Here is a 10,687-nt window from a genome sequence, read left to right as displayed (position 1 = left end):
CCCCCTCCCCCGCGAAGCGGGGGCAGGGGGCCGGGGGGAGGGGGCTCTCCGCGGGCGAGAGACACTCCGCCTTCGTGCACGATCCCGGCGCCCCGCTCCCGGCGCGATCCAGACAGCCCGGCACGAACCTCATCCGTCCGCGGTCCCACTTCCGCACTCACGCACTTCCGCACTCACGCACTTCCGCACTCACGCACTCACGCACTCCCAGCCATGAACCCCACCGTCTTCATCATCGACGACGACCCGGACCAGGTGGCGCTCGTCACCGCGCAGGTCGAGCGCGGGCGCCGCTTCGCCACCAAGGGGTTCACCCGCGCGGAGTCCGCGCTGGAGGAGATCCGCGCCGAGGGGCCCGACGCCATCGTCTGCGATCTGGTGATGCCGGGGATGGACGGCATCGCCTTCGTGCGCCGCGTGCGCGAGATCAACCGCTCGCTGCCCATCATCATCGCCACGGCGCGCGGCACCGAGGGCGACGCCGAGCGGGCCCTGGAGGCGGGCGCCACGGACTTTGTAACCAAGCCCATCGAGCCGCGGGCGCTGGAGACGCGCATCCACCGCGCCCTGGAGCAGGCGCCCAAGGAAGAGCTGCTGCGCTCGTTCACCCAGGCCAAGTTCGACCCCCACGCCATCATCGGCCGGCACCCGCTCATCCAGCAGGTGCGCGAGTTCATCACCGACGTGGGCTCCGTCCCCCAGGTGTCCGCGCTCCTGTTGGGCGAGTCGGGGACGGGCAAGAACCTCGTGGCGCGCGCCATCCACGCCGCCAGCCGCGCGGCCGGCTACCGCTTCGTGGAGATCAACTGCGCGGCCCTGCCGGCCCACCTGCTGGAGGCGGAGCTGTTCGGCTACGAGAAGGGCGCGTTCACCGACGCCAAGCAGGCCAAGAAGGGCCTCGTGGAGGTGGCGGACGAGGGCACGCTGTTCCTGGACGAGATCGGCTCCATGGCGCCGGAGCTGCAGGCCAAGCTGCTCACCTTCCTGGAAAGCCGCACCTTTCGCCGCATCGGCGCCACGCGCGAGCAGAGCGTGACGCTGCGCGTGGTCGCCGCCACCAACGTGGACCTCGCGAGCGAGGTGCAGCGCGGCGGCTTTCGGGAGGATCTCTACTACCGGCTGAACGTGGCCTCGCAGGTGCTGCCGCCCCTGCGCGCCATCCGCAGCGACATCCCCGAGATCGCCCGCCACTTCGTCAAGCGCGCGGCCGAGTACTTTGCCAAGCCGCTGCCCGAGATCGAGCCGGAGAGCGAGGACCGCCTGCAGCGCTACGACTGGCCCGGCAACGCCCGAGAGCTGCGCAACGTCGTGGAGCGCTCCATGATCTTTTCCAAGGGGCCGCGGCTGCGGATCGTGGAGCTCACGCCCTTTGCCACGCCCCAACCGGCGGCCCCCGCGCCCGTGGACGGCCTGGTGCTGCCCCGCGGCCTTACGCTGGAGGAGGTGGAGGCGCTGTACATCGACGAGACGCTGCGCGAGCTGGGCGGCAACGTCACCGCCGCCGCGGACCAGCTGGGGGTGAGCCGCAAGGTGCTGTGGCAGCGCCGCAAGCGCCACGGCCTGCTGACGGGAAAGGAATAGGATGGCGGACGAGTCGCCGGTTCCGCCGCTCGATCCCCAGGCGCTGCTGGCGCGGCTGGCCGAGGCGGAGCACGCCAGCGAGGAAAAGACGCGCTTCATCCGCCACGTGAGCCACGAGTTCCGCACGCCGCTCAGCTCCATCATCGGCTTTACGGCCCTGCTGGAGCGCGAGGGCGAGGCCATGGACGCACGGACGCGGGCGGAGTACCTGGCCATCGTCCTGCGCAACGCGCGGCACCTGCTGCACGTGGTCAACGACCTGCTGAACATCAGCAAGGTGGAGGCGGGGACGCTGGAGGTGACGCTGGCGCCCGTGCGCGCGGCGGAGCTGGCGGGGGCCGTCGTCACGGCGCTGGGGCCGCAGGCGGAGGCGCGCGGCGTCCGCATCCGCCTGGCGGACGAGGGCGCCCGGCCGGCCCTGGCGGATTCGGGGCGGTTGCGGCAGGTGATGTTCAACCTGCTGGAGAACGCCATCAAGTACTCGCCCGTGGGCGGCGAGATCGTCGTCCGCACCCGCGAGGCGGAGGGCGAGACGCGGGTGGAGGTGGCGGACGAGGGGCCCGGGATCGACCTGGCGGACCAGGACCGGCTCTTCAAGGAGTTTTCCCGCGTGAACCCCCCGGGGATGCGCGTCGTGGGCGCGGGGCTGGGGCTGGCCCTGTCGCGGATGCTCACGGACGCCATGGGCGGGCGCATCGGCGTGGACAGCGCGCCGGGGCGGGGAAGCACGTTCTGGGTGGCGCTCCCCGTCGCGGGCGCCGCGGCCGGTGCCGCGCCTGTCCCCTCCGGCGCGGTGGCGGCGCGCGCGCGGACGGAAACCGTGGCCGTCGTGGACGACGACGGCGACATCCGCGCGTTCGCGGAGGCCGTGCTGCGCCGGGCCGGCTATCGCGCCGTGGCGGACGCCGGCACGCCGGGGCTGGGCGAGCGCCTGCTGGGGCCGGCCCCCGCGCTGGTGCTGATGGACCTGCACCTGGCCGGCCGCCGGGGCGAGGAGGCCCTGGCCGAGGTCCGCGCCGTGCCGGAGCTGGACGGCGCCGTCGTCCTCTCCTTTACGGCCGGCGCCTCGGCCGATCCCAACCCGCCCGGGTTCGACGGGCGGGTAACCAAGCCCGTGGAGCCCGAGGCGCTCGTGGCGGCCGTGGATGCCGCCCTGGAGGCGCGCGCCGCGTCCGGACGCGTTCCCGGCCGGGAACAGGGGGCGGAGGAGGACGACTTCCTGGCCCCCCTGCGGGCCCGGTTCCGCGCGGGGCTGGCGGGCCGGCTGCGCGACATCGAGGGCGCCGCGGCGGACGGCGGCGACCGCGAGACGCTTCTCCGCGAGCTGCACAAGCTCAAGGGCGCCGCGGCCGGCTACGGCTTCGACGGGCTGGCGGACGGGGCGGCGGACGCGGAAGAGGCCGTGCGGCGGGGCGGCGGTGGCGCGGAGGTGGCGCGCCTTACGCGCCTGCTGCGTTCCATCGTGGACGCGGGCTGACGTTCCCGATCGGGGACACGTGTTCCCACGGCGGAACGCGCGGGCGCGTCCCGGGCGGTGCGCTTTTGCCGCAAGTCGTTGTGGATGATGAGGATGGGGATCGGGCACCGGGTGGGCCGATCCTTGCCCTCTCCCGTGGCGTGTATTCCGAAGCTTTCTTTCCCATGACGCACTCCCCCACGCTGGCGCTCGCGGACGACGACGAGCTGCACGCGGAGCTGGTGGGCACCTGGCTGGAGCACCAGGGGTTCCGCGTGCTGCGCTTTGGCTCCGGCGACGCGCTGCTGTCGTGGGCGGCCGCCGGCCCGCACCGCGTCGACGCGTTCGTGCTGGACGTGGACATGCCCGGCCGCGACGGCGTGCAGAGCTGCCGCGACCTGCGCGCGCTGGACGGCTACGCGCGCGTCCCCGCCGTGTTCGTGAGCGCCGCCGCGCCGCACGCCGTCCCCGACGAGGTGGCCGAGTCGCGGGTGCAGTTCATCCGCAAGGACGGAGAGATGTTCGTGCGCCTGGCCGAGTGGCTCAGCGCGCACGTCTACGCGGCGCCCTGACGGTTGTTCAGACGAATCGGCTGATCCGGATCATCCGACGCTGATCATCGAAGCAACAAGACAATGCGACCCCTCGCCGGCCCTGGGCCGGCGAGGGGTTTTCTTTGCGCCCGGAGCGCAATCCTTCGGGGCCGCACCCATCCGGCACGGTCGCGTTCGCGAGGGCCCCTGAGAGGGTGCTGCCCAAAAAGCGCGCTTCGAACCGCGTCATCCTGAGGAGCCGCCGCGTGGACCCTGTCCGAACGTGATCTTTGGCGGCGACGAAGGATCTTGCCCGCGAAACTCTGCGGCGGCCCTCGTGCACGAAAGCCGCGCTCGAGCTTCGCACACAAGATCCTTCGGTCGCGCCAGGATCTTGTGTGCGTTCAGGTTGCGCGCGGCGCTCCCTGAATAGAAAGAGGGGGCTGGTTCTGGCGTGTAGCAGGCCTCACGCGAGCGCCCGTCCGCTCGCCTAGGCTCGCACCTCCCCCAATAATCCCTGGGGGAGGTTGAACTGCGGTGGCTTTCATCCCGCAGGGTGCGCGTAGCGCCGAATGACTCGGGATGACGCTCCCTGGCTTCCATTCGAGGTATGGTTTGGCAACACCACCCGGTCAGTTCACCATCGCGACGACGTACGTCACGGGGCGCGGCTCCGTGGAGGCGGGCCGGTCCCCCAGGCGGAACGTGACGGGGCGGGGCTCGGCGGGCGCCGTCGCGGGCTGGGCGTCGCGGGGGCGCGGCGGGATTTGCAGGCGGCGCGCGGCGCGGTCGTACGAGGCGCCCTCCACCACCTCCAGCACCCAGGGCGCGCCACCGGCCACCGCCAGCGGCCGCGTCACGTCCACGCCGCCGTTGCGCGCCGCGGACAGCTCCACGGCGCTGGGCCCCACCGTCACCGGCGCCACCACCGTGGCCGAAGCCGTCATGCGCGCGTGCGCCGCCTGCGCGCGGGCGGGCGCGGCGACGAACAGGACGAGGACGGCGGCGGCGATGAGGGCTTTCACGGGACGGATGGGCTGCGCGATGGAGGGCTGCGTCGAACGCGGCCTCTCCAAGGCGAAACCCGGTCCCGGCGGGAAACCGGCCTAAGTCGTTGTCAGATCGATAAATGGAGATGGATCGGCATCCGCTGCCGCTGTCCTGTACCCGGACGGTGGCGCGGATGCCGTGCCTCAAGTGCTCATCCTGCAATGGCTTGGGGTTATCTGTCCGATAATTGTACGCAATCCCGTCGGAACGTCGGATGCCGTTCGAATCCTGAACGCATCTGTCTGGGGGAGCCGCAGACCCCGACGCGCCCACGAAGCGTCATCCTGAGGAGCCGCCGCGCAAGTCTTTGCCGCGGCGCGATCTGTGGCGGCGACGAAGGATCTTGCAGGCCAAGTCCACGGGCCGGCGTCCGCGCGTGAGTGCCAGCCCCGAGTCTCGCACACAAGATCCTTCGGTCGCGCGTATGGCATTGTGTGCCATCGGGTTGCGCGCATGCGCTTCCTCAGGATGACGCTTCTGCGCGCGGGGGGGAGGAGAACGAGACGCCGAGGGACGAGAACGCCGTTCAACCTCCCCCAGGGGTTTTTGGGGGAGGTGCGAGCCTAGGCGAGCGGAGGGGGCGCACTCGCGGGGCGTGCACGTGTGCTAGGTCTACGTCTCCGCCTCAGCCGGCGCGGTCCAGCAGGAGGGTGGGGGCGGGGATGGAGCCGTCGCCCGCGTCGCCGGGGACGGTGAGGGGCACGGGCTCGGGGACGGCGGCGCGCAGCACCCGCAGCGAGCTTTCCGCCACCGTGAGCGTGTACGTCCCGGCGGGGAGGCGGGGAAAGTAGAACTCGCCGTCGCTGAACGTCACCACGCGGTACACGCCGCCCGCCGCCGCGCGCGCCTCCACCGTCACCCCGCCCGTGCCGCCCTCCGCGGCCCGCCAGCGCAGCCGGCCCGTGACCTCGCGGGTGCGCAGCAGGGGCAGGTCCTGCCGCGCGTACACGTTGGGCGTGGGCCGCAGCAGGTACTCCGGCCGGCCGGCGGAGACGTTGGTGGCGGCCAGGTTCAGCGTGTCCACGCTCAGGCCCACGACGCGGTACGGCATCAGCCCCCACGCGCGGAATCCGCCGTCCGCGTCCGACACGGCGCGCTCGCCACCCACCACCACGGGCACGTCCGGCACGGGCGCCTCGCCGGGGTCCCACGCGCCGTCGCCGTCCTCGTCGTAGAACACCGTCCCCACGACGCCGCCGCGGCCCACCGTCTCGAACGGGCTGGCCACGAGCCCCCCGCCGCCGCCGAACGCCAGCCCGCCGCCCACGGACGCGAACGCGCCCTCGCGCCCGTTCTCGGAGTACGCGTTGGTCTGCACGTACGCGCCGCGGGTGCGCGTGACGACGGACAGCGACAGCCCGGGCGGGCCGCCATCCGCGTACCAGGTGAGCCCCGCCGTCACGCTGGCGCGGTCCAGGGGACGGAACGTCGTCGTCAGCGCGGCGCCGTAGAGCGATCCGCCGGCCAGGTCCAGCCGCGCGTCCACGTTCCAGCTGTGCAGCGACGGGACGACGTAGCGGGGGATGATCGTCCCCGCGAGCACGCTGAGCACGTCGCGGCGCTGGTATCCGCTCTCGAACTGCGCCCCCAGCCGCGCGCGCCCCAGCCCGGACGACACGCCCGTCTGCCACTGCGGCGTTCCGCCCGCGCCGTCGGGCAGGCGCGCGCGGGCAAAGAACGACGTCACGCGGCCCCGGCCGGGCAGCGGCGTCAGGATCGACCCGTTGGCCTCGCCGAACCACACGGGGACGGGGAGCAGGCTGGCGTTCTGCTCCGCCTGCCATCCGCCCGCCACGCGCCATCCGCCCGCCTGGCCGTATCGATCGATCGATCCGTGGACGAGCGCGCCGGGGCGCACGCGCAGCTCCGTCCGCAGCTCCGGCCGCGGGTTCCAGCTGGCGATGCCGTACGGGCGCGTCTCCTGGCCGCTGTCGCGCGCCGTGTGGTCCACGCCCAGCCCCACGGTCAGCCGGTTCGTGACGCCGCGCCGCACGTCCACGTAGCCCAGGGCGTCGCAGGTGGCGATGCGGCACGCGCCCCCGCCCACGGAATAGCGCCACTGGCCGGCGGGGACCTGCACGGTGGGGACGAGAAAGACCAGCTCCTCCGTCCGCTCCTGCCCCGCGGGTCCCAGCAGGCGGATGCGCACGGGCGTGGTCCCGTAGCCGATGGGCGCCGCCACGGGATCGCCGCCGCCGGACGACGACACGCCGATGAGCACGTCGCCCTGGTACACCTCGTACTCCCATCCCGCCGGCAGCACGGGCCGCACGAGCGCCTCGCCAAAGCGCCGGGGCGCGTACAACGGCTCGTTCGTCAGGCTGATGCCAAAGAAGGGGCGCGTCACCAGCCCGTCCCCGTACACGTCGCCGATCTCCAGCTGCCGCACCCACGTGCCGCGGGGAAACGACCGCGTGTAGCGCCCGTACGGCTCGCCGATGCCGGACGCGTCCCCCGCGGCGCGCACGGTGGCGCCCGTCTCCAGCGCCCCGCCCGCCACGGCCAGCCCCAGCCCCGCGTGGCCGCTGCCCTGGAACGCGTCCCCCGTCATGGCGGCGCTCAGGGCCCAGCCCAGCGTGGCGCCCCCCGTCCGCGCGGGGTAGGGGACGGCGATGTCCTCGTCCTCCGGCTCCTCCGCGCGGCCGCCCACCGGCCGGCGCGACGCGTTCTGCAGCCGTCGCACGACGGGGTAGTCCGTCCGCCCGCCGACCACCAGGCCCACGTTCTCCCAGTCCACCGAGAGCTCGCCGCCCAGGATCCGCCCCATCACCCCCAGCGACAGGTAGACGTCGCCGTCCCGGGCGATCCACTCCGCGGGGGGAGCGGTGAACGACTCCGCCTGGAGGGTCACGCGCCGCGCGGCCGTGTCCACCCGCGTGTTCCAGATCTCCGGCGGCCACTCCAGCAGCAGCGCCGTCCCTTCCGGGCGGACGGGGATCTCCAGGAACTCCAGCACCGGCCCCAGCGGCACCAGGGGCACGCCGGACGCCGTGTCGACGAGGACGGGGACCGTGCGCGCGTGCGCCACGGCCGTAAGGCGCAGCTCGAGAAGCCCCTCCTCCTGGGCGAAGGCGGGGCGGGGGAGGGCGGCCGGCAGGCACAGCAGGGCCACCGCGCACGCCAGGGCGGTGCGGCGGGGCACGGCTAGTTGATGCGGGCGAGTGTGATGTTGATCGGGGCCGAGTAGGTGCCGGGGGCCAGCGTGCCGCCGGGCACGGTCAGGCGCCCGCCGATGTACACGTCCGCAGCGAAGTTGTTGTTGCCGGGCGTGTTGTTGGGCAGGTCGATCACCAGCGCCGTGGACGTGTGCGAGGCGGGGTTGAACGCCTGCTGCATGACCGTGCAGACGTCGGGCGTGCCGTTGCTGGCGTTCCACACGCACACCCAGCCGTACTGCGTGCCGTTCCAGCTCACGGGAATGGTGCGCGTGCCCCGCGTGAGCTGCGTGGGCAGCGTGAGGGTCACGCCGTAGTTCACGTTCTTGCGCAGGTTGCCGAACCGCGCCCCGGCGCTCCAGGTGCCGGCCGTGTACGGCGGACGCGCGGGCACGATCACGTCCGAGCCCGGCCCCACGCTGCCAAAGTACAGGTTGCGCGTGGTCTCCAGCAGGATGGGCGGCGGGGCCACCGTCACGGACGCCACCACGTTGGACGTCCACTCCTGCGCCTGGGCCCCCGCGCGCGCGGCCGTCCCGCCCAGCGCCACGAGCAGCGCGGGAAGCAGGAGAACGGGCCGGAGCGCGCGGCGGAGCGTCACGGTCAGGGCACCGGGATGCGGCGGGAGAGCGGCGCCACGGGCAGGGCCCCGCCCGCGGGCAGGTCCTCGCGCTCCGTGTCGACCGTCAGCTGCACGAACAGCGGACCCGTCGTCCCGGCGGGGACGGGGATCACGTGGCGGCGGCGCACGTCGCGGTACACGGCCAGGTCGTCCCACGCCGTGCCGAGCACGTCGCCGCGCTCGTTCACCACCTCCGCCCGCATGCGGCCCAGGAACGCCGCGTTGCCCGTGCGCCGCAGGTCCAGCTGCAGGTGCACGCCATCCGTCTCGCGCCGGGCGGACTCCGCCGTGAACTCCAGCCCCGTGCGCACGGAGCCCTTCCGGAAGTTGGCCGCCATGACGAGCGTCGTGGCCACGTCCAGCTGCAGCCGCACGTCGCCCTGCGTCTGCTCGATGGGCGGCTGCCCGCCCCGCGAGCTCACCAGCACGCGGGCCCAGTACTCGCCGTCCGGCAGGTCCGCGGGCGGCTCCACCATCACGCGGACCAGCTGCCGTTGCCCGGGCTGAAGGACCAGGCGGCGGGGAAAGGCGCGCATCCACCCCATGGCCGACGGCTCGCCGGCGGCGGGCTCGCGGGTCACGGGCACGGTCAGGTTGCCGGCCGTGTCCGTGACCGGGTAGCCGAAGGCGAACTCGATGGTGATCTCTTCCGGCAGCGTCCCCGGGTTGTGCAGCGTAAGCACGCCCGTGCGGGTGCGGCTGTCGATGTAGAGCGCCGTGGGGCTCACGGACACAGCGTGCGCGGCCCGCGCCCCCGCCAGCACCAGCCCCAGGGCCAGCAGGAGGGAGCGGACGAGGCGCGTGCGCCGATGCGGATGTGCGGATGCTGCCATGGTCCTGCCTGTGTGTGGATCTAGCTGGCGGCGTTGGCCACCACCACCTGCACGGTGATCACGCCGTCGTAGCTGCCGGGCGCCTGCCGTGTTCCCGGCTGTGCCGTTCCGCCCAGGAAGATCTGCGCCGCGCCCAGCCCCGGCGGAATGGTAAAGCTCACGGGCGCCGACGGGTCGAACTCGATGACCCGCGAACTGCGGGGAAACTCGATGCGTCCGTCCGTGGGCCCGAACCGAAGGGGCAGCGCGGCCCCGGCGGGCGTCCGCAGGGCGGGGGGAAGGTGAAAGATGACCGTCACCTGTCCCGCGCCCACCAGGTCGATGCTGGCCCGCCGGGTGGCGTCCGCCGGGCTCACGATGCTGGGCGAGCCCGCGGCAAGCACACCAAAGCGAAGCCCCTGCACCGGAAGCGCCGAAACCGTGCTCCGCGCCTGCGCGAAGCACGGTTCCGCCAGCAGGGCCAGGAGACCGCACAACAGCCACGCCCGCCCGTGCCGGCGGAACGGGGCCGGGATCCGGCGCATCCGTTCCGCCGTCCTCACGCGCCTCAGTTGGTGGCGGTGAAGGTGAACTGGATGGTGCCCGTGAAGTCGCCCACGCCGGCCGCCGAGCTGCCCGTGACCGTGCCGCCCACCAGCACGTAGGTGCTCTGCACCGCGCCCGGCGTGCCCGCGTTGAAGCTGAACGAGGCGCAGTTGGCCACGGCCGTGCCCGTGCCGCCGCTGGTGGTCGCCGTGGCGCAGCTGGCCGAGAAGCCCAGCGACGTGCCCGTGACGCTGTTGGTCAGCGACGTAGGGACGGTGGCCGTGACGCCCACGTTGCTGTTGTGCTGCACCTGCACCTGGCCCAGGCCGGCGGTGGTCAGGCCCGAGAGCGCCGACTGCGCGGTGCCGCTGGCGGCCAGCGTGCTGTTGCTGCCCATGGCCAGCGTGCCGAACTTCAGCTGGTGCGTGGTGGCGGCGGTAAGGCTGGCCTCCACGCGGGCGCTGGCGTTCACGTCGGCCGACGCGGTCTGCGCGTGCAGGGCGGGGGCGCCGAGCAGGGAGAGGGCGGCCGCGGCAAGGGCGAGCTTCTTCATGGTTCCTCGTACCGTGTCATCAGGGTGGGGCACTGCAGGGGCCCGCCGGAGCGTCCGGCCCGACCCGCGATTGCCGCCCCCGGAAAAAGCAACGCACATGCCATGTGCAGAGTGTGATTTAAGCGATTGCACGACATGAAGTTATGCATGTTTACAGATGTCGCCCATCCGGATCGCGTTCCCGATTGGGAACAAAGTCGCGTTCCTGATCGGGAACGTGGCCCTCCTGCCATGTCCAGGACGACAACTGCATTCTCACGCAGAGCCGCAGAGGACGCGGAGTACTTCATCGCGCGACGAAGTCCTCTGCGCCTCTGCGGCTCTGCGTGAGAAAATCAGTTGCAGTTCCTCTGCTGCCCCTGCTCCCTCTGCGTGAGAA

At 72.8% G+C, this 10,687-nt stretch carries 9 protein-coding genes; 3 read left to right on the top strand and 6 right to left on the bottom strand.

Annotation, left to right across the window (positions count from 1 at the left end; genetic code table 11):
* Window positions 1–213: 213 nt before the first annotated feature.
* The 3 genes from VFZ20_RS07545 (at window position 214) to VFZ20_RS07535 (ending at window position 3,609) form a co-directional block, all read left to right on the top strand.
* Complete coding sequence (locus VFZ20_RS07545; protein ID WP_329683237.1) at window positions 214–1,581, top strand: sigma-54 dependent transcriptional regulator; 1,368 nt, start codon at window positions 214–216, stop codon at window positions 1,579–1,581.
* A 1-nt stretch (window position 1,582) separates the two neighbouring features.
* Window positions 1,583–3,058: an ATP-binding response regulator gene (locus tag VFZ20_RS07540; protein ID WP_329683236.1), complete on the top strand. Its 1,476-nt coding sequence runs from the start codon at window positions 1,583–1,585 to the stop codon at window positions 3,056–3,058.
* A 164-nt stretch (window positions 3,059–3,222) separates the two neighbouring features.
* The gene (locus VFZ20_RS07535; protein WP_329683235.1) at window positions 3,223–3,609 is read left to right on the top strand and encodes a response regulator; all 387 of its coding nucleotides are present in this window, start codon (window positions 3,223–3,225) and stop codon (window positions 3,607–3,609) included.
* A gap of 593 nt (window positions 3,610–4,202) precedes the next feature.
* Here the strand turns inward: VFZ20_RS07535 and VFZ20_RS07530 are convergent.
* From VFZ20_RS07530 to VFZ20_RS07505, 6 genes are all read right to left on the bottom strand, one after another.
* Window positions 4,203–4,595, bottom strand: a complete 393-nt coding sequence (locus VFZ20_RS07530; protein ID WP_329683234.1) for a hypothetical protein — start codon at window positions 4,593–4,595, stop codon at window positions 4,203–4,205.
* Window positions 4,596–5,245: 650 nt separating this feature from the next.
* Entirely contained in the window at window positions 5,246–7,762 is a 2,517-nt protein-coding gene (locus VFZ20_RS07525) for a carboxypeptidase-like regulatory domain-containing protein (RefSeq protein WP_329683233.1), read from the bottom strand.
* Between the two features lie 2 nt (window positions 7,763–7,764).
* On the bottom strand, window positions 7,765–8,376 hold the full coding sequence (locus tag VFZ20_RS07520; RefSeq protein WP_329683232.1) for a hypothetical protein: 612 nt from the start codon (window positions 8,374–8,376) through the stop codon (window positions 7,765–7,767).
* Window positions 8,377–8,378: 2 nt separating this feature from the next.
* Window positions 8,379–9,230 (bottom strand): hypothetical protein, encoded by an 852-nt coding sequence (locus VFZ20_RS07515; protein ID WP_329683231.1) that lies wholly within the window; start codon window positions 9,228–9,230, stop codon window positions 8,379–8,381.
* Between the two features lie 20 nt (window positions 9,231–9,250).
* The gene (locus tag VFZ20_RS07510) at window positions 9,251–9,754 is read right to left on the bottom strand and encodes a hypothetical protein (RefSeq protein WP_329683230.1); all 504 of its coding nucleotides are present in this window, start codon (window positions 9,752–9,754) and stop codon (window positions 9,251–9,253) included.
* A 23-nt stretch (window positions 9,755–9,777) separates the two neighbouring features.
* A complete protein-coding gene (locus VFZ20_RS07505; RefSeq protein WP_329683229.1) occupies window positions 9,778–10,308 on the bottom strand; it encodes a hypothetical protein in 531 nt (176 codons plus the stop codon).
* Between the last annotated feature and the right edge of the window lie 379 nt (window positions 10,309–10,687).

It is taken from the genome of Longimicrobium sp., from assembly GCF_036280135.1.
In the GTDB taxonomy this organism is placed as follows: domain Bacteria; phylum Gemmatimonadota; class Gemmatimonadetes; order Longimicrobiales; family Longimicrobiaceae; genus Longimicrobium.
The sequence above is the reverse complement of the archived record's forward strand: the minus strand, read 5'-3'. Positions and strand labels throughout refer to the sequence as shown.